This is a genomic window from Variovorax paradoxus (assembly GCA_016806145.1).
Lineage (GTDB): Bacteria > Pseudomonadota > Gammaproteobacteria > Burkholderiales > Burkholderiaceae_C > Variovorax.
This window is the reverse complement of sequence record CP063167.1, coordinates 1,213,733-1,236,218: the sequence shown is the minus strand read 5'-3', so window position 1 is coordinate 1,236,218 and position 22,486 is coordinate 1,213,733. Positions and strand designations below refer to the sequence as shown.

Sequence of the window (22,486 nt, the reverse complement as noted above, 5' to 3'; positions counted from 1 at the left end):
ACGCATGCAGACCGCATCGTAGCGCGCGCCGCGCGCACCCTCTTATCGCAACAGCAACAGCAACAGCAAGGGCAAAAGCAAGCTATGAAGACCATCGAAGAGAAATTCCTGAAGCTGGGCATCGACAACGCGCCTGGTCAAGAAGTACGCCAGGATCGCAACGGGGCCGGTGCCGTGGACCCCGACGAGATTCTGCCCGGTGCTGCGGTTGACTTCTCGCATGGTGACGTGAATGTCACAGCGTTTGAACCCACGCCGGGCGCGCTGGAGGCCTTTATTGACGGCGTCCACCGCGGCGGCTCGCAGGCCTACACCGAGTACCGCGGCGATGCGGCCATTCGAGAAAAGCTCGCGCACGATTTGACCGCCTTCTCGGGGCAACCCGTCTCGGGCTCCGAACAACTCATCCTCACACCCGGAACTCAAAGTGCGCTGTTCCTGGCCGTCGCGGCCACCGTGACCGCAGGCGACAAGGTGGCAATTGTCCAGCCTGACTATTTCGCCAATCGCAAGCTGGTCGAGTTCATGGGCGCCGAGATGATCCCAATTCGCTTGGACTACCTGATCGGTTCTGCACAGGCCGGCCTGGACCTGCAACAGCTCGAATCGGCTTTCGCCCAGGGCGCCAAGGTCTTCCTTTTCTCGAACCCTAACAATCCCACGGGCGCGGTCTACTCCCGCAGCGAGATTGAGCAGATTGCCGCGCTCGCCGAACGTTTTGATGCCACTGTCATCGTCGATCAACTCTATTCCCGGCTTCTTTACGCGGGACAGCCATACACTCACCTTCGCGCCCATTTTCCGGCGACTGACAACGTCGTCACCATCATGGGGCCGTCGAAGACGGAATCGCTGAGCGGCTACCGGCTCGGCGTGGCGTTCGGCAGCGCTTACATCATCCAGCGTATGGAGCAACTCCAGGCGATCGTTTCGTTGCGCGCACCCGGTTACTGCCAAGCCGTGCTGCAGACCTGGTTTTCAGAGCCCGCCGAATGGCTGGCTGACCGCATCGAAAAACACCAACAGATACGCGACGCCTTGCTGTCGATATTTCGGGCTGTCGAAGGCGTGGCGGTCCGCACGCCACAAGCGGGCAGCTATCTGTTTCCTCGGCTCCCTCCACTGCGCACGCCTCTGAAAGCCTTCATCCGTGAGTTGCGGCTGCAAGCCAACGTCACGGTTACGCCTGGGACCGAGTTCAGCCCGCACGCCGGTGACAGCATCCGCCTCAATTTCTCGCAAAACCATCAAGCAGCGGTCGCGGGGGTCGAGCGCATCGCGGCCATGGTCGAAAAGCATCGCCTTTGATGATCCACCTGACGCCCACGCCATGATCAGAAAAACCTTCAAGAGCGAATCGGCACCGCCGCCCGCCGGCACCTATAGCGTGGCAATGCAAGCAGGCCATCTCGTATTTCTCTCAGGCCAAACACCGCGCGACCGCTACAGCGTGAGGCATGGGGACAAGCCCTTCGTCGTGCAGGCAAGGATGGCGCTCGACAACCTTGAGGCGGCCGCGAATGCAGCAGGTTCAAGCCTGCGCGATGCAGTAAAGGTTGGCGTGTTCCTCAAAGACATGGCAAACGCACAGGCCTTCGATGAGATCTACGCGAACTACGTCGGTTCCCCATCACCAGCCAGGACCTTAGTCCAGTCTAGCTTTAGCATCTTTGACATCGAGGTCGACGCCATATTGGCGCTGGACAGCGTACGCTAGCTTGCACTGGTCATCACAACATCTTCGAATTGCCGGTGCGTTGCACACAGAGCAACGTCAGCGTCACATTTAGGCGATGCTCTGCATCTGCGCCAGTGAGCCCATGGCAGGTTGGTGCACGCAGTGAACGCGTCGTCGAGCGCGCAATGCCCATCGCGGTCGTCGACGCACCAGGGCGAGTGCTCTCGGTGCGGGCCGGCGCTCAGATCAGCTTCTGGTCCGCCATCGATGGGGTCGAGCGGATGCACCTCCCGTCTTGCCTAGCGGGTTGGCGTTGGCATGTACATCCTGGGTTTCGAGGAGGGCGAGGCTGAGCGAGCCGTTGCAAAGTCTGCTTGTACTGCTTTAGGATTCCAGCGGGCGTGGCTGCCTGCCACGAGTTCATCCACCGTGGAAAGGAGATAGCGATGGCACGAATCGATGAAGGTCTCTTTGAGGCGTGGGCAGTCTCCGAGAACCTCTTGCACGAGGCGGTGCGTCAGATCCGCGGGGGAGCTTCATTGAGTGCTTTGAATGAGTTGGCCGAGCTCAAGCTGGAGGCCAACCAGCGATTCATGGTGCTATGGAACGCAGGGTCAACTCAGCCGCTTGCACTTCGACAGTCGCTGCACTGATGTAGGCAAGGTCGGACCTCGCCTGCTTCGCGCGTCCCCGAAAGGCTGCCGCTGTTCGGGCGTGTCCTTGCCGCAGAGGCGTACCTTCACCGGCGCGCAGCTTCCCGCGGCGCCGCAGCGCGCGGTGACGGTCTCGCCGTCGCTTATTCCGACGACGAAGAATCTCCGCACTCGGCCGCGCCAAAGTGGGGAAGGGCAAGTAGCACCGGGGTGCACGGTCCCTGCGTGGAACATGGATTCAAGGTGCCTCGAGATTCTTTTCGACGTAAAAGTTCCAACGCTCGGACGACTGTCCGGCCGTGATGCCTCGTGGCATCACCCGCCGGTAAGCGCGATGCCCGGCCCCCGCTCTGCGCACAAGCGAACCCGGGGACTTCCAAGTTCAACCCTAGGAGTTCGTGCATGCGGGGAGCTCGTTGTCTGATTCTTCGCTACTACGCCTGTCGCGCGAAGCGCGGGCTTTGCTTCTACTGCCAGCGGCCTATAGGCCGCGACGTTACGGCGGACGAACCGACGGCCCGCAGGGATCGTGGCCCTGACAGACACGAGAACATCGTCGCGGCTTGTCGGTATTGAAATCTTCAGTGCCATGCGCGATTCGGTCCCCACGCCCCTGACGCTCCCCCTATGGCTTTTACGTGCTGCTGATGTCGGCTGCGGGGCTGTGGGGCCATCCTTAGTCGGACAACTCGGCTCTGTAGCGCGCAGTCACAATTGCGCGGCCAACGGCTATCCACGCGTGGTGTCTTCAAGCCAGGGCCCTCGTCCCCCGGACAGCCGCCCCCCGGCCTACCGATCACGATCGCGCAGCACTGATAGTTCTTTCGAGCCTCCTCCTTTGATGTCGCGCATGCATAAGACCGAGATCGATCGAAAGACCGGGCAGGTGATTTCCGACAAGCGGTCCGTCGTCCCGCTCGAAGAGCAACCTTCGCGCGCTGGCTGACATGCGTGCACGAGGCGAGGAAGACGATCGAGTTGCCCACAGCCAACCTGATGGCGGCAGATCCCGCTGGTGAAGGCGGTGCGCCTGAGGCCGAAGAAGATGCTGTGCAAGCCTGAGGACTACCGCCGTGCTCACGGCCCAAGGGACCGGGCCAGCCCACGCAATCGGCACGGCGGCACCTGTCTCTTGAAGAGATTTAGAAGCCTCGCCTTTCGCCGACCGCGCCGTCCGGCTTGTGGAAAACTTCGAAACGTGTGCCTTTCTCTTCCAGTATCTGACCACCTGCAGCCGAACTACGGACATGGGCGTCGCGGGCGCCAGGCAACATGACTGCGCGCTGCTAGCCGTCAGTCCTTTGAGTCGGTCGTTTGCCGGCCTCGGCCTACTTTTGACCGAACATCGATCCCGGAAAAGCTCCCTGTATCCAAATACAGGAAGCATCGATGTCTGACGACACCAAGAAAACTGGCCTCGACCGAAAACTGATTTCGCTGGGCGAGGAATACGAAGTTAGAGCCTGGACCGAGAGCTTGCAGTGCACAGAAACCCAACTGCGCGATGCCATCAAGGCTGTAGGCAACTCGGCGGACAGGGTCCGTAAATTCCTTGCCGGGAGGCGCTGGTGAACCCTCTGCGTCGTATTTCGCTGCATGTCGACGAACCTGACCCCGGTCACTTCCATTGGGTGCTCATGGAGGAAGGCACCGATGCCTATACCTGGGCGGAGCTGTCTTCCAGTAAGGAAGGCTACGACATGTGGATCGATGCCTGGAGACAAGGTTCGCGCGCCCTTCTCGCCTTGACCGAAGACCAGACGCAGGGACCACGCTCGCAAGAGCTTGCCATGCCTTCATTCGCTGATCCAATGGGTGCAAGAGGGCGAAGGCCGTGATTCACTATTTACCGCTGCGCGCTTGGCGCTCAGTGGCGGCCAACTTCCGTAGAAGTCAAGCTCTCAGATGAAAGAAGCGCACTCCTACGAGGTTGTAAAGTCGCGTTCATAAAAAGAACTTCGCGACATGAGTTGTTCGCGACGGAGCATGCCCACATGCATGGGGGCTCAGAACTGCAAGCTCGGCTCACTGCGCAAGTTGCTTGGGAGGCTGAATGCGAACGGGTCCGCAAAACTATAAATCCGCCGGTGGGCTACCCCAGGCCCGCAAAACGGCCTCAGTTGGGCCGACCAAGGCGCCTTAAAGATGTCCGTCGGCAGTGAGCGTCAAGTTATTTCAATCTTGACCGACAGCAGGTGCACGCTTCTCCCACTAGTAAGTGATAAATGTTATACGCCGCTTTGTTTGAGAACACAATCTGGGACGGTGCTGAGCCGAAGGAGGTTTTCACATGGCGAATGAAGAAGAAACGATTGCCACTTTGGAGGAGCGGATCTCCAAGGCCGTCATGGACTGCGAAGCATGGAGGCGGACAGGGATCAGTGAGAGCTATTTGGAAGCGTACGATCTGGTGGAAGCCTTGCAATTGCAGCTTCGAAGATTGTTGCGCCTTCCTGCTGCCAGTTAGCCTGACAGGCTCAAGCACTCCCGCGTTCGGCCTTGGGGGAAATCGAAGTCCCGCGCTAAGCACCCGGTCGCGAGGCCGCGAGCCCATCGATAGATGCAAGAGCGACCCTTCGTCAATAGCGCAAAAACGGAAATGGTGAAGGTTTAACTGCGCGCAACGCGAACGTCCGATGGCGCCTGCCTCCGATCGAAGATGGCCACGGCGTACTAGCCGCTAGGGTTGACTGGCGTTCCGTAGTGCGTCTTGGCGCAACGCAACGCAACGCGCGGCGAGCATCGGGTCAGTCGTCCCCATCCATGCGATGGCACGCTGACGATGTAGCCGGAGAAGCTCCTGGCGGTCGAATCGGGGCGGTATGTCACGCTGCGAGGATCTGTTGTCGAATGGCTAGTAACTTGGATCGGACTGACTCAGAGAATCGGTTAGCGTCGCGCGGTCGGACGCTCACTCACCGAGCGCCAGTGATCCAACCGAAGCAGGATGGCAACAGCTGCAACGCATGGGATGGGGACTGGCCAGAGTCCTCCAGCACAGCACGCCGTTTTCGAACTGATGTAGAACGACAACCCACTGCACGAGCTTGTTGCCTAGGTGGGTGGCGCGCTTGAGGGCACGTGGCTGGCCACGCCGGAAATGCTCCAACGGCTGACCGTCATCGCGCTGGCTGCAGGTCACGCAACCGGTACTTGATTTGCTAAGCACGCCTGCCGTGCTTTTCCGTCATGTACACGCCCAGCAGGGCTGTATTCCGGCTGACACGGACTCGGCAAGACATGTGTGGAATCTAAAGCCGCAGTTGCTGACCGTCTGGGACAGACAAAGCATCAGCCTGAACGGAGGGAAAGTCTTCGTAAGCGTCCGGCGAAGGCATGTTGAGTTTCAGAAGCGCTTCTTTGCTTCTGGAGGCCACTGCCGAGCCAAGGCCGCTGGGCTTTGGCGCATACTTTGTCTCTCAAGCGACGCGAGACGATTCCGCCATCACCCCGCTGCGACCGGCGCTACGCCGCAGCATGCTGGAGCGATCCATATGCGTGGCTTCCTGCTGAACAATCGCGACGAACTCATTCAACGATGCAAGGACAAGGTTGCGCTGCGGCCTGCGCGGGGTGCCACCCGTGAGCAGTTGTCGAATGGCATCCCGATGTTTCTCGACCAACTGACGCGCACGCTTGCGGCCGAAGATGACGGTGACGCCGCTGGCGGTCTCCGCATATCCGGTCCGTCAGGAGGCGACGCGGCGGCGCTCTCGGAGATGGGAGTTTCGGCAACCGTCCACGGTGGGGAGCTGCTGGGGATTGGCTACACAGTTGACCAAGTCGTTCATGACTATGGGGACCTGTGCCAGGCCATCACTGATCTAGCCGTCGAGCGGGACGCCCCGTTTTCAGTCGAGCAGTTCCGCACGTTAAACCGCTGTCTGGACAATGCGATTGCCGACGCGGTGACCGAGTTCGCTGCCCAGCGCGACCTGGAAGTGGCAAGAAGACAAGCCGAGGAGGAGAACCAGCGGCTGGGCTTTCTCGCACACGAGTTGCGCAACCACTTGCACGTAGCCAAGCTCGCGTTCGCAGCTTTGGAGTCGGGCAGGCTTCCCGTTGGTGGTTCTACCGGTGCGGTGCTAAAGCGCAGCCTTGGCTCGATGGAGAGTTTGATCGACCATTCGTTGGCAGCCGTCCGCGACGCGGCGCGCGCGCCCTTGCATCCGCGCATCTTTTCCCTTGCCACCTTCTTAGCCGATGCCGGCCGCGTTGCCGAGCTCTATGCAACCGACACGGGTTGCACACTCCGGGTTGCCGAAGTGGACGCCAATCTTGCGGTTGAAGGAAACCGCGAATTGCTGTTGGCGGCACTTGGTAACTTGCTTCAGAACGCCTTCAAGTTCACTCGGCCGAGCACCGAGGTTGCGTTGCATGCGCATACGTCCGGTGGATGGATCAACATCGGCGTGGAAGACTGCTGCGGCGGGCTTCCAGCAGGTGGGGTCGACACAATGTTTAAGCCGTTCCAGCAGGGCTTTAACGACAAGCGCGGACTTGGATTGGGCCTATCCATCGCTCAGCGCAGTGTCGAAGCCGACCGTGGGCAGTTGACCGTGCAAGACTTGCCCGGCAAGGGATGCGTCTTCACGATGTGCCTGCCGCTTCGAACGCTGGCGTAGCCTTTCGTTGGTCAATGCTTCGAGACCTCGTATCCGTCGGCGCGAAGCATCTTGTCCCCGTCCGGCTGATAGGGTCGCCAGCGATGCGGCAGAAGTTCGTCGATCCGGTTGGCCGCCTGCGTCGACAACCGCTCCAGCACATCGTGCAGGTAGGCGTAGGGATCAAGCCCGTTGAGCTTGGCCTCGCCGGCTTCCATCCAAATCAACTCACCTTTGTTGACATCCGTGTCTTCGCCTCGAAGACTCGGGATTCGATTGATTCTCTCTAGTAGCAGATCTTGCAGCTGCTCGGCAGTGTGGGTGATTTTCGGCATTCAGGGCATCCGTGGAGCTCGTTCAGGCCACGAGCTTAGGGCGGGAACGAATTTTGGAACCGCTACCATTTCTGACAAGTCTCAAAGCGGGCGGCTGTCAAAAAATCAGTTCGAAAACCCTCGGTCCCTCGGCCAGCCAACGTCGCTGGCGCGAGGGCTTTTCACCGCGCGCACGCTTCGAGAGTCCGGCCGCAAAGTCCTTGCCCGGCGACCGCGAATCGATAGAGTTCAACCCGACCTATCGACCGCCGTCCCGCTCCATGACCTCCAACCATCGCTCCAGCGTGATCCGTACCCGCGTACCCTCAGAAACACGGGCCAGGTTTTCCGCCCTTGCTGCGTTCCATGGCCTCTGCGAGGCTCACCTGCTCGCTCGTATGGTCAACGAGGTTCTCACGGGTTCAAGCACTGCCGAACCGGATGGCCCTGAAAGAGAGGAAACGTCGGCGGCCGACGTGGAGGACTCCGCGCTCCCTCGCGTCGCACTGCGCCTTCGAACGGGTGACCGCGCCCTGGCAACACTGCGCGCCGATGCCTGTGGCATGAAGCTCAGCAGCTATCTGGTCCTGCTCGTGCGCAATCATGTGCGACGCTCGGCGGTCCCGCCCCCCTGCGAACTGACGCAGCTCAAGATTCTTTGCGCACACCTGGCCTCGCTACGACGGCAGCTAGAGGCGTTCGGCACGCCGAACACTTCCTTCGGTGTGGCCACCGAGCTCGGCGGCGTGCTTGCAGAGGTTCGGAGTCAGGTGGAAGCCGCGCGCGAGGAGGCGGCGACTGTTGTACGCAGGAACCTCATCTGCTGGGAAACCGGCGCGCAGGCCTGAGATGCCCGCGAAAAACGCGCAAGCCAGTCGGCAAGGCGCCGCACCGATCGGGGCCACACCCGATATGTTGTTGGACATCGTGAGCTATGGCCGCAAGGGGCCCGGCGGCATCTTGCGCTTCAGTTCCGACGAGCTCGCGCAGATCCGGCGCACAGTCGATCGTGCGCCAGAGGTGATGGTGAAAATCACCGGTGGCGGACGCGACGCCTCCAGCGTTCAAGTCCATCTGGACTACATCGGCCGGCAGGGAAAACTTCCCATCGAAGACGACGAAGGACGCACTCATCACGGAAGAAGCGCCGCTCGCGAACTCGCAAGCGACTGGCAGTTGGAACTCTGCAAAGGTCAGTACAAAGCCAAGCCACGCAAAGGTCAAACGGACACTCGTCCCAAGGTCGCGCACAACATTGTGCTGTCGATGCCGCAAGGTACACAGCCGGAAAAGCTGCTGAGGGCGGCACGCTTGTTCGCACGCACGAACTTCGGGCAGCGCCACCGATACGCCATGACCTTGCATGTCGACCAGGCGCATCCGCATGTGCATCTGGTCGTCAAAAGCGAAGAGGAGTACGAGCCAACAAGGCGGCTGTGCATCTACAAAGCCACGCTCAGACAGTGGCGCGAGCAGTTCGCTGCGCTCCTGCGCGAAGAAGGCGTCACGGCCAATGCGACAGCCAGGCAGGTACGAGGACAGATGCGCACTCCCTACAGCACCGCGGTCCATCACCGCCTGCAGGCGCTGCAAGCATCAGCTCAGTGGCCGCCGGAGGAGAAGGATCGGCACCGCGCGCCAAAAACTTCTACCTTGCTGCAAGCAAAAATTGAGAAGGTGCTGCGTCTCCTCGGGACCCAGGAGCAGGTCATCGATCACGGCCTCGAGGCGATGCAACGCACGCGACAAGGAGTCCTCCATGATTGGCGCACCACGGCCCAGCAACTGCGCGGGCAGGGAGAGGCCAAACTGGCAGCGGAGGTCGATCGCTTTGTCGAAAGCATGCCCGCAGTGCAGACCGACGCGAGATGGCTCGCAGAGCGTTGGAAGGCGCAGGCGAAGGGCCGTGCAGACCTGGCGCCTGTCGCCCCGGACAAAGGACCGCGAACACGGTGAGGAACCAGAGGCCGACGGGCCTCACAGCTGCAGTGCATGCGACGCTCAGCGCCAGATCTCGCTTCACATAACTCTAGAAGCAATGCCTGCCAATCGAGAAACATCGTGGGTGCCACGCGCAGAGACGACGTCGACGTGCAGAGCATCCAGGCGCAGAAAGCTGGCAGCGACCATGGGTTGCAATACGAAGGATCGCCCAGCGGCCGCATCAGCAAGCGCTTGCTGTACCAGAGCCAATCCAGTTGCATGATGCGGATGGTCGCTTCGACGCAGCAACCAGAATTTCTACGTCAGGTCTCAGGATCTACAGCGTCGAACATTTCTTTGTTGCTTGCACCGCACAAGCCACCAGCGAGCCCTCCCTTGCCGCGATACACCGGGAGATGAACGACTTGAGGGGATGTCGGCTTGGCTTTCAGCCGCAGCCGAAGCCCTTCCTCGATCAAACGCGTGAGACTCGTCCGCTGCTGCGTAGCAAGTGCCTTGGCTTGCATCAGCAAAATGTCGTTGAGATTGAGCGTCGTTTTCATAGCCTGTGATCGAGAACTCGGTATGGACTTCTGTACTGTAGTTCGAGCGGGTAGTCCGTCAAGCTTTGTACGCCTGGAAATCGTTGGTTGAACCGCTTCACCTGCCTCAAGCAGTGACGCCCACCGATTAAGGAACCGATGTTGACGTCATGCTCGTCTCCTCGGGAGTTGCCGTCCAGATGCTGCGTTGATGAGTCATGTGTCTTCGCCGCTAAGCGCATATCTCGTCGAACGCGCAGACGGATCGATGCCAACGTGGCGCTGCGCCCCGCAGCTGCGTCAATAACTGCTCCGGCGCCGCCGCGCGGCTCGTCAATGGTCCAGTCCAGAACGCCGATTCGACCTCGATGCAGCGCCGCTTCGCGTCAACGTTGACGCGACCTGGTGCGCGATCCACTTTGCCGCCACCTCCATGACTATCGGCATGGTCGCTGCGCGGCTCCCGACTCGTCGGCCGAAAGTTCGTGCTGTCACGATCTTGGTTGGATCCGAAGTCGTCAAGCCACCATACGGAGACAGGTTCCTTCGGGCGTGAGGCGACCAAGCTTGTCCCAAAGGTGAGAGGTCGGTGGCTCGCCGATGGCTTGGAAAGGGCCGGCATACGTTGACAACGCGTATGGGAGATGCCGGCAAGACTGGCGCGTTCCCAGCAAGTCCGCGATGACCTACGGTCGGCCAGGAGCGGCCCTTCGGCGCCGCCACGCAGGCGTCTGTGCGTGGAGTCAGGAGAACTGCGCCGGGCGGACAACCCACGATGGGCGCGTCACCACCGGCCGCAGGTCAACAGTCGCCAGTCGCGCTAACCAAGCATTCATCGATCAGGGCCTCTCGCGCTGATCAGATCGCGCACGGCAACGGTCAGTACCAAGAGTGCCAAGCCAGCTGCGGTCAGCGTCGCCGCCGTGTAGAAGCCGATCAGAGCCCAATAGAGTACAGGCTGCTCGGCTGCAAGGACGTCAGGTCCTTTGCGGTTGTTGAGCACCCCCGTGCGCAGGCTTTCCACCACTTCGGTCGCTCCCATCAGGCAACCCCAGCCGATCAAGGTCGCGACGGCGAGAGCTGCCAGCGACTGCAGCCACGGCCGACGGCGGCTTGGGGCATCCGGCCGGCTCGTCACGCGCTCGCCGCGCCGGCAATGGTCAAGCAATTGCCGAAGAAATGACGCACTGTTAACTCACGCTTGCACAGGGTCACGGGGCAGATGGTTGGAGGAAATGGCTTAAGCATGACAGTTCGCTGATGCGGGCGGGCAAAGCAACTTTACTCGAACGTTCCCCTTTCGGATCTCGCGATCGGCTGCCGCGGCCCCATCGCGAAGCAGCCGTTGCCTCAAGCCGCACTGACAGGCGCGTGCCATGCTCCGTCATAGACCATGCCCCGACCATCGGCAAGGCAACATCACTGCCGCCGGCATCGTCCGGCGCGAGGCGGCCACCGACCAGGACAGTGATCCAACGCAAGCGATTCTGTGAGGTGCTTGACGTGCCCGACAACGATGATGCCGAGGTTGTCTTTTCGCGACGAGTTTTTGCATCATCGTCGGCTGCGCGCCCCCTTTTGTACCTGATCGACTCCGCACACGGAGGGCTCCCGATAGCGACGATCAATGTGAGCAGAAAGGTGTAGCTGGGTCCGGAAAATCTGATCCGGCTGGGCCTCAAGCACGTATGGTGTGTTCCAAATGTTGGAAATTCATGCCTCCTGAAGCCGCTCGCCCTCTCAAGAACAATTCCCATGACTCTGTTCCCTGTTCCTTATGCACTGATGGCCTCGTGGACTGCCGGAGCTGTCGCGGGGACGGGCTTTACCGCACATACGACGGGGACGAGATTCCCTGCCCCTCATGCTTTGCGGAAGGGTTGGTCGTCTGTAGCGCGTGCAGAGGCACCGGGTTCCGGGCGCTGATCGCTCGGCACCCCATCGAGGCTCCGGATTCAGTGGTCGGGCAAGGCGGCGCCGAGGCTGCGCGGCCCCCTGATCGCCACGTCGAGCGCAGCTTCTGGGATGGTCATCGCTTCCAACCACTCATGGCGGCGTACATCGCAGCGATCGCCCTGATGGCATTGATCAGCACGTTCCTCTGACCCAGTCGGCCACCAGCGACGGGGGCGAGTCGAGGCCCGACGCTCTCGGCCGCTCAAAGTGACTTCGAACTCGCGGCAGATGGCGCGCTGCACAGAGCAGGACGAAGAGAAAACACGCCCGATCCCGATGGCGTTTACACAGCAGTGAGCGAGACTGCCCCTGAAGTCGCTGCGCCCGCGCTGCCGTGGGCCGCATGCCGCTATGGAATTGCGGCCATTCGCTGCAGGTCTTCGCGCTCCGGCGTTCAAAGTGGCCGCCACGCGAGCGTCCTTGCTGCTTTTGTGGTGTGAGTTTTTCTCGCCGCAGGTGTGACATATCATCGATGGCAGCTGTCGGCGGCCCACCCTAGCATCGCCCCATGACGATGCCGACCGCTGTCTCGCAGCCAACTGAGGCAAAAAAGGCATCCAGCAACCGCACCCGCGTGTTATGGACAACCTGTGCTGCACATGCACTCCATGACGGCTACGGCGACATGATTTATGCGCTGCTGCCGATCTGGCAGGCGGAGTTCCAACTCGGCTATGCCTCGCTGGCGTTGGTGCGGGGCGTCTACACTGGGACGATGGCTGTGTTCCAGCTCTCTGCAGGTCGTCTGGCCAGCTGGATCGGAAGCCGTGCGACGCTGGCGCTCGGGACGCTGCTCGCCGCACTGGGCTATGCGGCGGCGGGCCTGTCCGGTGGCCTGCTTGGCTTGTGCGTCGCACTGGCCCTGTCGGGCAGCGGTTCAAGTACCCAGCATCCATTGGCTTCGGGTGCCGTGTCGCGCGCCTATGGGCGCAACGCCCGGGGCCCCCTCGGTATCTACAACTTTGCCGGAGATCTGGGCAAGGCCGCCCTGCCCGCGGCGATCTCGCTGCTGGCCACCATGATGCCGTGGCGTCATGCACTGTGGGCCATGTCCATCGTCGGTGGATTGGTCGCTGCAGGCCTGGCACTTTGGCTTCCGTCAACACCTCGCGACCCGGCGATCGAAGACGTTGAAGGCGCCGATGAAAAGAATCCGTCAGCCACCGGCTTTCGGCTCCTTCTGGCGATCGGTGTGCTGGACAGCGCCGTGCGCATGGGGCTGCTGACCTTCTTGCCGTTCCTGCTCAAAGGCAAAGGCATATCGACGCCGATGCTGGGCACAGCCCTGGCGATGGTCTTCATCGGCGGCGCCGCCGGGAAGTTCATCTGCGGCTGGCTCGGCCAGCGCATGGGCGTCATCGGTACCGTGCTCGCCACCGAATGCGGAACTGCGGTGTGCATCCTATCGGTGATGCTGTGTCCCCTGGTTCCCGCGCTGGTCTTGCTGCCGTTGCTGGGCGCGCTCATGAACGGAACCTCTTCCGTGCTGTACGGCACGGTACCCGAACTGGCACCCGGGGGAAATGACGAACGTGCCTTTGCGCTCTTCTACACAGGCACCATCGGCTCGAGCGCGATTTCTCCGGTGGTGTACGGCCTTCTGGGGGATCGGGTCGGCATCCAGTGGGCTACATGCGCGACGGCACTGACTGCCATCGCCGTGGTCCCATTGGCGTTGGCGTTGCGCGCGCGTTTGACGCTCACCGACCAGGCGACCTGACGGCCTCACTCGACCACAAGCCGGCCCATCCTGCCTTCTTCTCACTCTCTGGAACTTCACCCCATGGAAAATGCTTCTCAGGCACCCGTCATCTTGATCACAGGCGGCAGCCGCGGCGTCGGTGCGGCCACAGCGCGTCTCGCAGCCGCGCAAGGCTATGACGTGGTGATCAGCTATCTCTCAGACGAACCGGCTGCCGATACCGTCATCGCGAACGTGCGAGCCACGGGCCGGCAAGGGTTGGCAGTGCGAGCTGACAGCGCAGATCCCGCGCAAGTCGCTCGTCTGTTCGCGGAGCTCGACCGCACGTTCGGACGCCTCGATGTGCTCGTGAACAACGCCGCCATCTTGCAAAAGCAATGTCGACTGGAAGATCTCGACTTCGAGCGGATGCACCGCATCTTTGCGGTCAACGCCATCGGCCCGATCCTTTGCGCACAGCAAGCGATCAAGCGCATGTCCAGCCGCCACAACGCGCGAGGGGGAGCGGTGATCAATGTCTCGTCGGCAGCCGCGCGGCTTGGCAGTCCCAACGAATATGTCGACTACGCCGCATCGAAGGGCGCGCTCGAAACCTTCACGACCGGGTTCGCCAAGGAGGTCGCTCGCGAGGGCATCCGCGTCAACTGCGTCCGCCCCGGTCATATCTACACGCAGATGCATGCCAGTGGCGGCGAGCCCGGCAGAGTGGATCGTGTCAAGGATTCGATCCCGATGGGCCGAGGCGGCCAGCCCGAAGAAGTGGCGCGAGCGATCCTGTGGCTGGCCAGCGCCGAAGCCTCTTTTGTCACCGGCACCTTCCTCGACGTGACGGGCGGGAAGTAGCGGTTGTTCAAAGCAGCGTGCCGCTTTCGAAGGCACGCAGCGCGAAGCGCAATGCTCCCGCCACCACGCTCGCGACGACACGCGGCTGCCCGGGAACTGCGTCATCCACCAGCAGAAAATCTGCCCGCTGCCCTGTCTCCAAGCGCCCGCGGTCCGTCAACCCCACCGCCGTCGCGGCATGGCGTGAGACCATGCTCCACGCCTCGGGGAACGAAAGAACCTCTCGGCGTGCGAGGTCGAATGCGGCGAGCAGCGGCGACGGATAGTAATAGTCGGACGTCAGTACATCGCACAGGCCCTTGCGGACCATGTCCTCGGCTCGTGGCGCCCCCACGTGACTCCCACCGCGCAGCACATTCGGCGCGCCGAACACGATGAGGTCACCCGCCACCCTCGCTTCTCTCGCCGCATCCTCGCTCAGCGGAAACTCGGCCACATTGCAGCCCCAGAGGCTCAGACGTCGCCGCTGCGCCGCATCCGGATCGTCATGCGACGCGACGCTCAGCCCGGCTCGCCTGGCCTGTGCCACGAGTTGTGCCAACCCCGGCGCCTCGGGCGCTGTCTGACTGGCAGCCTCAACGCGCTGAACAAAGGTCTGCACATCGCATTCCGCGCGCTCCGCGTACCGGGCGAGATGCACGGGATCGTTCAGCTTGGCCGCCAGCTGCGGCCAATGGTCATTGATGGACAGGAAGTGAACATGGCCAGCTTCGATCCATCGACTTGCGGCAGCCCACCCCTCCACGAATCTGGCTTCCAGTCGCAAGTGAAATCGGTGGTCGGCGCCCCATCGAACGCCGCGCTCTTGCAAGGCGTGAAGCATTTGCTCGGCAACGGCCAAGCCGCGCAGCCCGCCTTCCCACGAAATGGTCACGCCGTGATAGGCCGTCGTGATGCCGTTGGCCAGCAGCTGGGCGTCCACATCCGTGAGTGCCGTCGCGTGCGGCACTTGAACGCCTGCCCGGGGCCTGAGTGCCCGCTCGAAGGCATCGCCATGGATGTCAACGATGCCAGGCAGGACGAGCAGGTCGCCCGCATCCAGGAACGCATCGGACGACGCAGCCCTGTGCAGCAGCGTTTCGTCCACAGCGAAGGAGGCCGGCGCCAAGCCTTCGGGCGTGAGCACGCGCGCCCCTCGAATGCCAGCCAGGGGAGGATCGGTGTGGGACGCGCGCAACATGCGGCGATGCTACCCGAGCTCCGCAAGCGAGGCGGGGCAGCACCAGGCGCATCACGTCGTCGTGCGGGGAGTCAGTGACCAGGGATCATCCAGTGAAGATGGTTTTGTTGCAGCCACACCAACACGCCCAGCAAAAGGGTCAGAAAGATGCTGTGCTTGAACGTGCGCGCGACGATGGCCCCCTCTTTGCCATGCATCCCTGTGGTTGCAACACCGCACGCGATGCTCTGCGGGGAGATCATCTTGCCGAAGACGCCCCCGGTCGAGTTCGTGGCTGCCATCAGCGTGGGGCTGAGCCCCAGCTGGTTCGCCGCCACCACCTGCATATTGCCGAACAGGGCATTGCCGGAGGTATCGCTGCCGGTAAGGAACACCGCGATCCACCCAAGGAAGGCCGACACGAAGGGGAACCATGGACCCACCGCCACGATGCCCAGGCCCAGGCTGTACGTCATCCCGGAATAGTTCATCAGGTAGGCCAGACCGATGATCATGGCGACTGTGGCCACGGGCACCGCTGTTTGCCGCAAGGTGTCCTTCGCAGCGCCGAAGAAGTCCTTGACTGACAAGCGCATGACGACTGCGGAGACCAACGCAGCAACCAGCACCGCCGTACCGGTCGTCAGCGGCTGGAAGCTCCACACCGCCGGATACGCCTTCTGGTAGACAGTGATGTACACCGCCTTGTCGAGCCCGGGCCAGGGGATCGAGACTTCCCCGATTTTTCCGAGATTCGCGACGGTCCATCCCACGGCAATCACTGCAACGATCAGCCACGGATACCAGCTTTGCCGACCTGTCACGCTCGTTCGGGCAATGCTCGCCCGGTCGATGTTGACATGGTAGTGAGCATCGGGCGCCGGCTTCCAGTAGCGCAGGAAAGTCATCGTCACCACGATCGCCACGATCGCGGCCAGCACGTCACAGATCGCATAGCTCAAGAAGTTGGCGGCAAGGAATTGGGTGATCGCGAAGCTTCCCCCCGCCACGAGTGCAAGCGGCCAGACGGCGCGCAAGCCTTTCACGCCGCTGTAGATCGTCAGCACATAGAAGGGCAGCAGGAACGCGAAAAAGGGGAGCTGGCGCCCTGCCATCTGGCCCAGTTCCGCGGCAGGCAGCCCGGTGACGGCAGCCAGAACCGTGATCGGCAGGCCCATGGCGCCAAACGCGACCGGAACCGTATCGAAGATCAGCATGAATACCAGCGCATCGAGCACCGGAAAGCCGAGCGTGACGAGCAAAGCGGAGGTGATGGCAATGGGCGTACCAGTCCCCGCCACGGCCTCCAAGAGCGAGCCGAAGAGGAAACCCACCACCAGGAGCACAACCCGTCGATCGTTGGGCACGTTGTCCAGCACCCAAACACGAAAGGCGTCGAGCCGTCCCGCTCGTATGGTCATGTTGAACAAAAAGATCGCCGCGACCACGACCCACATCACGGGCCACACCGCCAACACTGCGCCGAGGGCCACGGCGTTGAAGGCCATGCCGACTGGAAACTGCCAGCCGTAGACCGCAACGGCCAGACCTACGCCCAGGCCCGCAAGACCCGCCTGCCAGCCAGGTCGCCGTAGCACGCCGAGCATCAGCAGCACGGTCGTGATCGGAAGTGCCGCCACGATGAAGGTGGGCAGCAGTGCGCCGCCGATCGGCATCGTCAATTGATGAAACATCTTGTCTCCTGCACTCGCGCGCTCGCGCGAGCTTGCTTTTTGGTTCTTGTTCAGTGCGCCGCGCGCGTTTCGCGGTGCTGCGCGTAGATTTGCGAGAGCATGGAAAAGTAGTGCTCGAACGGCGGCGTCTTGACGCCGGGCACCTTGGCCGCGTCATCCCAGCGGCGCAGCCGCATGGCGTCGAGGGCGAAGGGGCGATGCTGGAAGGCATCTGCCTCCTCCTTCGTGTAGATGCCGCCCTGCAGTTTCAGCGTGTGAATGGACAGCGGGCTGAGCTTCGCGCGGTATGTCGGATCGATGGCGCACAGACAGCGCTTGGCCTCGACGTGCAGACCGATGGGATCGACCACTGCGCTTGGGAGAACGGGGCGCAAGAACGGCAGCGCCACGTACTGATGCAGGTCGTCACCCGTTCCAAAAGGCGATCCGTCGTCCGAACTCGGCGCCCCTTCTTCATGGTGCTTGCTCAAACCGATCAGATGCCCCAGGTCGTGCAGGAATGCCGCGACGATCAGTTCCTGCTCGGCGCCTTCGGATTCGCCCAGATGGGCCGTCTGCAGTGCGTGCTCCAGTTGCGTGACCGCTTCCTTGCCGTATGCCCGTGAGCCGTACGCGTCGAATAACGCCCGAATATCTTCAAGCTCCAAAGCCATGCTCGCTCCTTGTTCTCAGGTGTATGAAACGAGCGATGCTATTTTTCGGAGCCGTCTGGTATCAATCGATTTAAGTTGAGACAGGCCTGTGAGTTTTTCTGAACTCGCCCCTGGACCCGGCTTGGTTCCAGCTAGCTCGCAACCACTGGGCCCGTGTTGCCGACATCCACGAGCCAGGCACAGAAGGCCTCCACCGCGGCGTCACCCTTGGTCCGCTCCGGGCAGTACCAAAAGTAGCTCCTGGCCGGCAGCGCGTACTGCGGCATGACGTACTGCAGCCGCCCTTCGTCGATGTCATCGGCCACCAAGGCCGTCGGACCGATGGCAACGCCCACGGCGTTGACGGCGGCCTGGATGGACAGGTAAAGGTGCTCGAAGGTCAGTTCGCTGCGGCATTGGATCGTCTGGCTGCCCACGGCCGAAAACCAGTTGGACCAAAGCGCCGGCAGGCTGCTGGTGTGAAGCAGCACATGCTGCTTCAGGTCACTGGGCTGCTGGATCGGTGAACGCAGCAACAACTCCGGCGCCGCGACGGCGATCCGTTGCTCATCGAGGAATCGCCCCGAACGAAAGCCATGATGGCTTTCCGGGCCGCCGGTCAGGAACACTTCGAAGTCGTTGACGCGCGGCGGCATGGCGTCGGCCGCAATCGACAGCCGGATCTCGACATCGGGATACCTTCTCTGGAAATCCGGCAACCGGGGGATGAGCCAACGCATCGTGAACGTCGGCAAGGACTGCACGCGGATGATGCGGGTCGTCTGCGGCCGTCGGATCTGGTCAGCCACAGCGGCCAGGCTGTTCAGCATGGCATTGACCTCGGTGTGAAAGCGCATGCCATCGGCCGTGAGCTGCAGCCCGCGCGGCAGCCGCAGGAACAAGGCGGTGCCCAGCCATTGTTCGAGCACCTGGATCTGCCGGCTGATCGCGCCATGCGTCACGCACAGCTCATCGCCAGCCTTCGTGAAGCTGAGGTGGCGCGCGGCCGCGTCGAAGGCCTTGATGGAATTCAGCGGAGGAAGGGCTCGCATGGCATGCATCGGAACTGAGGAGGACGATCAAAAAGCATACATCCGTTGGTCTGCATAAAAACTCACCCGGCGTGTGAGCAATGGTCGATTGATCCTGAGGCCCACCGAAACCCACAATCGCGGCCTCCTTCACTGCGCCTCTCGCCGGCCCGACGCCCTGCGTCGTGTCACCTCGATGATCCACTTGCTCAACCTTCTCGCTGCGATCGCTCTGCTCGTGTGGGGCACGGGGATCGTGCGCACCGGCGTCATTCAACTCTTTGGCGCCAACCTGCGCGATGTTCTCTCGCGCAGCCTGAAAAATCGCTTCCTGGCGATGTTCGCAGGCGTGACGGTGACAGGCATCGTCCAGTCGAGCACGGCCACCGCGGTACTCATTTCATCGTTCGTCGGCAGCGGCCTGGTCGGCCTGCCCGCCGGATTGGCCGTGATGCTCGGCGCGGAGGTGGGCACCAGCCTGATGGCGGTGGTCTTCTCCTTCGACCTGTCCTGGCTTTCACCGCTGCTCGTGCTCGCGGGGGTCGTGCTCGCCACCGGCTCAGAGAAGCGAAAGCGCGCCCGCGTGGGGCATGTGCTGATTGGCTTCGGTCTGATCACGCTCGGGCTGCAGCTGATCGTCAGCGCGACCCAGCCCCTGCTCGCCTCTGCAACGTTTCGCAGCCTGGTGCTCGCACTGCCCGACGATGTTTTTCTGGAGATCGTCGTCGGTGCCCTGCTGACGATGGCGACCTATTCAAGTCTCGCCTTTGTGCTCCTGACCGCGACTTTGACGGCTTCGGGCGTCCTGCCGATATCGATGGCAATGTGCCTCGTGTTGGGCGCGAACATCGGCAGCGGAATTCTGGCACTGCTCACCAGCTCGGGACCGCGTGCGATCCGCATGCGGCTTCCGCTCGGCAGCCTGCTGTTCAAGCTGCTCGGATGCGCCCTGGCCGTGGTCATGCTCCCCCAGATCGAGCATCTGCTGCAACAGAACTTCTCGAGCTTGCATACCCAGGTGATTGCCTTTCACCTGGGGTTCAACCTCACGCGGGCCGTGCTTCTGATTGGGCTGACGGGACCGATGGCGAAGGTCGTCGAAACGCTGCTACCCACCCCTACCACGCCGGTCGGCGAGATCCGCCCGCGACATCTCGATCCTGGCGCCCTGGCGACCCCTTCCCTCGCGATCAGCTGTGCGGCTCGCGAGGCCCTGCACCAAGCGGATCTGGTTGAAGCCATGCTCACCGGCATCCTCCCGGTGCTTCGCAACGCCGACCTCACGCTGGCCGAGCAGTTGCGCAAGATGGACGACCGCGTCGACGAAATCTGCTCGTCGATCAAGTTTTACCTCACGCAGATCCCTCGCGATGCGTTGCCGGAGAAAGAAGGACGCCGCTGGTCGAACATTGTCTCGTTCACCATCCACATGGAACAGGTTGGTGACCTCATCGAGCATGTGATCCAAGACCTCGAGGACAAGCAGATCCGCAAGGCCAGCCGCTTCTCGGATGCCGGGATGGGAGAAATCGCGGATCTGCACTCGCGATTGATTGCCAACCTGAGGCTGGCGATGAGCGTTTTCCTGGACGGCCAGGTGCACGATGCGAGAGCGCTGCTTGAGGAGAAGGCCCGGTTCCGCGAGCTGGAACACGCGTATGCCGCCAACCATCTTGCACGTCTCCAGATGCAGACGAGCCAAAGCATCGAGACAAGCTCTCTGCACCTCGACCTCATCAGCGATCTCAAGCGCATCAACTCCCTCATCTGCTCCATCGCGTACCCGATCCTGGAGACAGCCGGCGCCTTGACAAAGACACGGCTGCGTCATTCGAGCGCACTGCCGGCCACCTCCGCACAGGAACCCGTCGCCTGACCGGCACGCCCAGCCCTCTTCAACATCGCACTCTATGACCGCCCCCAACTCACCGCCTGCCTGCGTCGCCGGGCAAAGCAGCAGCACTTTTCTCGACGGCCTGCTCGCGACCGCCCGTCAATGCGGCCGGCGGAAGATCGCCATGGTGTTTCCCTGCGACGCAGCCGCGCTCCAGACAGGCTATCGGCTGACCGAAGAAGACATCGCCGATGTGAGCTTGTTCGGCCCGCGCGATCGTCTGCTCGAGCTCGGGGCGCGCGAAGGCATCGATCTGGAGCGATTTGAGTTGATCGACACCGGCGCCGACGCTGCGTCGGCTGCTCAGAAAGCGTGCAAGCATGCGGCCGCCGGAAGCCTCGACATGTTGATGAAGGGCTCACTCCACACCGATGAACTGATGCGCGCGGTGGTCGCGCGTATCGACGGGCTGCGCACGCAGCGGCGTATTTCTCATGCCTTCGTGCTCCAAGTGCCGGGCCGCCCATCGCCGCTGATCATCTCCGACTGCGTCGTGAACGTGGCACCGACCTTGGGCGAGAAGGTGGAAATTCTTGAACATGCCATTCATTTGGCAAGAGCGCTCGGCGTTGTCCGGCCAAGAGCGGCTGTTGTCTCCTTCACCGAATCGGTATTACCGGGTGCCCCGAGCACGCTCGATGCCGCAGCCATCGCGAAGATGGCGCAGCGTGGTCAGATCATCGATGCGGCTGTGGATGGTCCGCTTGCCTTCGACAACGCGGTGTCCATGGCATCTGCGAACGCAAAGGGCATCGACTCATCCGTCGCCGGCAGAGCAGACATTCTTCTGATGCCAAACCTCGAAGCTGGCAACGCCCTCTACAAGTCGCTCGTTTACATGGCTGGTGCGTCTTGTGCCGGCGTCGTGCTGGGAACGAAAAAGCCTGTGGTCCTCACCAGCCGCACGGACAGTCTCGAGTCCAAGGTGTACTCGGCGGCGTTGGCAAGCGTGCTGCTGCGCGACGAATGCACGTCCTGATGGACTGGGCGCCCATGCTCGTGAAGCAACACCCTTTGACAGAAACGGTCAGGCCATGAAGCAAATCCTTGTGTACGGGGACAGCATGAGTTGGGGCATGGTCCCCGGCACCCGCAAACGTTACGCCTTCGATCAACGGTGGCCGGGTGTCCTGGAAGCCGCACTTCACAGCGCCGGTTTGCGGGAGATCCGAGTCGTCGAGAACTGCCTTCCCGGCCGGAAAACGATCTGGGACGATCCATTTCGCCCAGGGCGAAATGGCGCGGCAGGGCTCGGCGAGGTGATCGAGATGTGCGCCCCGCTGGAGTTAGTGATTATTCAGCTGGGAACCAACGACTTCCAGGCCCCCTTCGGCATCAAGGCCTGGGCAGCCGCCTCCGGCGTCGGAAAGCTGGTTGAAATCGTACGCCATGCCCCGTTGGAACCCGGCATGCCGCAGCCTCGCATCCTGATCGTGGCGCCGCCGGAGATCGTTCAGCCGAAGGGCACCAACGAGAAAAAGTTCGAAGGTGCGGTCGAGCGAAGCAACGGCTTCGCCGCGGCGCTGGCAGAGATGGCGGTGGCGAAATCTGTTCACTTCTTTGACCTGAACCCGATCACGGGCCGCAGTGACATCGACGGAATTCATCTTGACGCCAACCAACACGACGTTATCGGCAAGGCGGCCGCGTTGGTTGTGCACGAGCTGATCGTTCGAGCAAAAAACATATCTGATTCCATGTTGCACGCGAAATGAGAAGTTGCCCTTAGCAACCGGCCCGGCGAGCGAAGCGCCCCCTGAAAAGCGTGGGTCCGCAGTCGGGGGCAAGCTGAGTTGTCGCAACGCCAAGACGCATCTCGACCTCGTGAGCCGATCCTTCAAAGGGAATCGCGCATCACCGC

At 62.0% G+C, this 22,486-nt stretch carries 20 protein-coding genes and 1 pseudogene; 14 read left to right on the top strand and 7 right to left on the bottom strand.

Annotated features, from left to right (window positions below; all coding sequences use genetic code 11):
- Window positions 1-84: 84 nt before the first annotated feature.
- The 7 genes from INQ48_36820 to INQ48_36790 all read left to right on the top strand — a co-directional run bounded on the left by INQ48_36820 (window position 85) and on the right by INQ48_36790 (window position 6,956).
- Window positions 85-1,308 (top strand): pyridoxal phosphate-dependent aminotransferase, encoded by a 1,224-nt coding sequence (locus INQ48_36820; protein QRF63024.1) that lies wholly within the window; start codon window positions 85-87, stop codon window positions 1,306-1,308.
- 22 nt (window positions 1,309-1,330) lie between these two features.
- Window positions 1,331-1,717, top strand: coding sequence for a RidA family protein (locus tag INQ48_36815; GenBank protein ID QRF63023.1), 387 nt, complete (start codon window positions 1,331-1,333; stop codon window positions 1,715-1,717).
- 407 nt (window positions 1,718-2,124) lie between these two features.
- A complete protein-coding gene (locus tag INQ48_36810) occupies window positions 2,125-2,331 on the top strand; it encodes a hypothetical protein (protein ID QRF63022.1) in 207 nt (68 codons plus the stop codon).
- Between the two features lie 1,389 nt (window positions 2,332-3,720).
- Window positions 3,721-3,903 carry a DUF3606 domain-containing protein gene (locus INQ48_36805; GenBank protein QRF63021.1) on the top strand — a complete coding sequence of 61 codons (183 nt, stop codon included), beginning with the start codon at window positions 3,721-3,723 and terminating at the stop codon, window positions 3,901-3,903.
- Window positions 3,900-4,169 carry a hypothetical protein gene (locus tag INQ48_36800; GenBank protein ID QRF63020.1) on the top strand — a complete coding sequence of 90 codons (270 nt, stop codon included), beginning with the start codon at window positions 3,900-3,902 and terminating at the stop codon, window positions 4,167-4,169. Before INQ48_36805 ends, INQ48_36800 begins: the two co-directional genes overlap by 4 nt.
- A 452-nt stretch (window positions 4,170-4,621) precedes the next feature.
- Complete coding sequence (locus INQ48_36795) at window positions 4,622-4,798, top strand: hypothetical protein (GenBank protein ID QRF63019.1); 177 nt, start codon at window positions 4,622-4,624, stop codon at window positions 4,796-4,798.
- Between the two features lie 1,027 nt (window positions 4,799-5,825).
- Entirely contained in the window at window positions 5,826-6,956 is a 1,131-nt protein-coding gene (locus tag INQ48_36790) for a HAMP domain-containing histidine kinase (GenBank protein QRF63018.1), read from the top strand.
- Window positions 6,957-6,967: 11 nt separating this feature from the next.
- Here the strand turns inward: INQ48_36790 and INQ48_36785 are convergent.
- Window positions 6,968-7,138, bottom strand: a pseudogene (locus INQ48_36785) (transposase domain-containing protein).
- A gap of 674 nt (window positions 7,139-7,812) precedes the next feature.
- Between INQ48_36785 and INQ48_36780 the strand changes: the two are divergent.
- Window positions 7,813-8,097 carry a hypothetical protein gene (locus INQ48_36780; protein ID QRF63131.1) on the top strand — a complete coding sequence of 95 codons (285 nt, stop codon included), beginning with the start codon at window positions 7,813-7,815 and terminating at the stop codon, window positions 8,095-8,097.
- 64 nt (window positions 8,098-8,161) lie between these two features.
- Window positions 8,162-9,205 (top strand): relaxase/mobilization nuclease domain-containing protein, encoded by a 1,044-nt coding sequence (locus INQ48_36775; protein QRF63130.1) that lies wholly within the window; start codon window positions 8,162-8,164, stop codon window positions 9,203-9,205.
- A 290-nt stretch (window positions 9,206-9,495) separates the two neighbouring features.
- Here the strand turns inward: INQ48_36775 and INQ48_36770 are convergent, their stop codons facing one another.
- The gene (locus INQ48_36770) at window positions 9,496-9,735 is read right to left on the bottom strand and encodes a DUF2191 domain-containing protein (GenBank protein QRF63017.1); all 240 of its coding nucleotides are present in this window, start codon (window positions 9,733-9,735) and stop codon (window positions 9,496-9,498) included.
- An 811-nt stretch (window positions 9,736-10,546) separates the two neighbouring features.
- Window positions 10,547-10,852 carry a hypothetical protein gene (locus INQ48_36765; protein ID QRF63016.1) on the bottom strand — a complete coding sequence of 102 codons (306 nt, stop codon included), beginning with the start codon at window positions 10,850-10,852 and terminating at the stop codon, window positions 10,547-10,549.
- Between the two features lie 1,332 nt (window positions 10,853-12,184).
- On the opposite strand from INQ48_36765, the gene INQ48_36760 reads away from it, so the two are divergent.
- Both INQ48_36760 and INQ48_36755 read left to right on the top strand, forming a co-directional pair.
- Entirely contained in the window at window positions 12,185-13,390 is a 1,206-nt protein-coding gene (locus INQ48_36760; protein QRF63129.1) for an MFS transporter, read from the top strand.
- A 63-nt stretch (window positions 13,391-13,453) separates the two neighbouring features.
- A complete protein-coding gene (locus tag INQ48_36755; GenBank protein ID QRF63015.1) occupies window positions 13,454-14,215 on the top strand; it encodes an SDR family oxidoreductase in 762 nt (253 codons plus the stop codon).
- Between the two features lie 7 nt (window positions 14,216-14,222).
- On the opposite strand, the gene INQ48_36750 is transcribed toward INQ48_36755, so the two are convergent.
- The 4 genes from INQ48_36750 to gcvA form a co-directional block, all read right to left on the bottom strand.
- Window positions 14,223-15,395, bottom strand: coding sequence for an alpha-D-ribose 1-methylphosphonate 5-triphosphate diphosphatase (locus INQ48_36750; protein QRF63014.1), 1,173 nt, complete (start codon window positions 15,393-15,395; stop codon window positions 14,223-14,225).
- 71 nt (window positions 15,396-15,466) lie between these two features.
- Window positions 15,467-17,068, bottom strand: coding sequence for an L-lactate permease (locus tag INQ48_36745; protein ID QRF63013.1), 1,602 nt, complete (start codon window positions 17,066-17,068; stop codon window positions 15,467-15,469).
- A gap of 50 nt (window positions 17,069-17,118) precedes the next feature.
- Window positions 17,119-17,721, bottom strand: coding sequence for a phosphohydrolase (locus INQ48_36740; GenBank protein ID QRF63012.1), 603 nt, complete (start codon window positions 17,719-17,721; stop codon window positions 17,119-17,121).
- Window positions 17,722-17,852: 131 nt separating this feature from the next.
- Window positions 17,853-18,761 carry a transcriptional regulator GcvA gene (gcvA, locus tag INQ48_36735; protein QRF63011.1) on the bottom strand — a complete coding sequence of 303 codons (909 nt, stop codon included), beginning with the start codon at window positions 18,759-18,761 and terminating at the stop codon, window positions 17,853-17,855.
- 166 nt (window positions 18,762-18,927) lie between these two features.
- Here gcvA and INQ48_36730 point away from each other — a divergent pair, with 166 nt between their 5' ends.
- From INQ48_36730 to INQ48_36720, 3 genes are read left to right on the top strand one after another with little or no spacing between them, the layout of a single operon-like run.
- Entirely contained in the window at window positions 18,928-20,607 is a 1,680-nt protein-coding gene (locus tag INQ48_36730; protein ID QRF63010.1) for a Na/Pi cotransporter family protein, read from the top strand.
- Window positions 20,608-20,641: 34 nt separating this feature from the next.
- Window positions 20,642-21,604 carry a bifunctional enoyl-CoA hydratase/phosphate acetyltransferase gene (locus tag INQ48_36725; protein QRF63009.1) on the top strand — a complete coding sequence of 321 codons (963 nt, stop codon included), beginning with the start codon at window positions 20,642-20,644 and terminating at the stop codon, window positions 21,602-21,604.
- A gap of 55 nt (window positions 21,605-21,659) precedes the next feature.
- Window positions 21,660-22,340 carry an SGNH/GDSL hydrolase family protein gene (locus INQ48_36720; protein QRF63008.1) on the top strand — a complete coding sequence of 227 codons (681 nt, stop codon included), beginning with the start codon at window positions 21,660-21,662 and terminating at the stop codon, window positions 22,338-22,340.
- The last annotated feature ends 146 nt before the right edge of the window (window positions 22,341-22,486 follow it).

Excerpts from the sequence above, each read along its gene's own strand:
- INQ48_36820 (QRF63024.1), top strand. The coding sequence starts at position 85 with ATGAAGACCATCGAAGAGAAATTCCTGAAGCTGGGCATCGACAACGCG.
- INQ48_36815 (QRF63023.1), top strand. The coding sequence starts at position 1,331 with ATGATCAGAAAAACCTTCAAGAGCGAATCGGCACCGCCGCCCGCCGGC.
- INQ48_36810 (QRF63022.1), top strand. The coding sequence starts at position 2,125 with ATGGCACGAATCGATGAAGGTCTCTTTGAGGCGTGGGCAGTCTCCGAG.
- INQ48_36805 (QRF63021.1), top strand. The coding sequence starts at position 3,721 with ATGTCTGACGACACCAAGAAAACTGGCCTCGACCGAAAACTGATTTCG.
- INQ48_36795 (QRF63019.1), top strand. The coding sequence starts at position 4,622 with ATGGCGAATGAAGAAGAAACGATTGCCACTTTGGAGGAGCGGATCTCC.
- INQ48_36790 (QRF63018.1), top strand. The coding sequence starts at position 5,826 with ATGCGTGGCTTCCTGCTGAACAATCGCGACGAACTCATTCAACGATGC.
- INQ48_36780 (QRF63131.1), top strand. The coding sequence starts at position 7,813 with ATGAAGCTCAGCAGCTATCTGGTCCTGCTCGTGCGCAATCATGTGCGA.
- INQ48_36775 (QRF63130.1), top strand. The coding sequence starts at position 8,162 with ATGTTGTTGGACATCGTGAGCTATGGCCGCAAGGGGCCCGGCGGCATC.
- INQ48_36770 (QRF63017.1), bottom strand. The coding sequence starts at position 9,735 with ATGAAAACGACGCTCAATCTCAACGACATTTTGCTGATGCAAGCCAAG.
- INQ48_36760 (QRF63129.1), top strand. The coding sequence starts at position 12,185 with ATGCCGACCGCTGTCTCGCAGCCAACTGAGGCAAAAAAGGCATCCAGC.
- INQ48_36755 (QRF63015.1), top strand. The coding sequence starts at position 13,454 with ATGGAAAATGCTTCTCAGGCACCCGTCATCTTGATCACAGGCGGCAGC.
- INQ48_36750 (QRF63014.1), bottom strand. The coding sequence starts at position 15,395 with ATGTTGCGCGCGTCCCACACCGATCCTCCCCTGGCTGGCATTCGAGGG.
- INQ48_36745 (QRF63013.1), bottom strand. The coding sequence starts at position 17,068 with ATGTTTCATCAATTGACGATGCCGATCGGCGGCGCACTGCTGCCCACC.
- INQ48_36740 (QRF63012.1), bottom strand. The coding sequence starts at position 17,721 with ATGGCTTTGGAGCTTGAAGATATTCGGGCGTTATTCGACGCGTACGGC.
- gcvA (QRF63011.1), bottom strand. The coding sequence starts at position 18,761 with ATGCATGCCATGCGAGCCCTTCCTCCGCTGAATTCCATCAAGGCCTTC.
- INQ48_36730 (QRF63010.1), top strand. The coding sequence starts at position 18,928 with ATGATCCACTTGCTCAACCTTCTCGCTGCGATCGCTCTGCTCGTGTGG.
- INQ48_36725 (QRF63009.1), top strand. The coding sequence starts at position 20,642 with ATGACCGCCCCCAACTCACCGCCTGCCTGCGTCGCCGGGCAAAGCAGC.
- INQ48_36720 (QRF63008.1), top strand. The coding sequence starts at position 21,660 with ATGAAGCAAATCCTTGTGTACGGGGACAGCATGAGTTGGGGCATGGTC.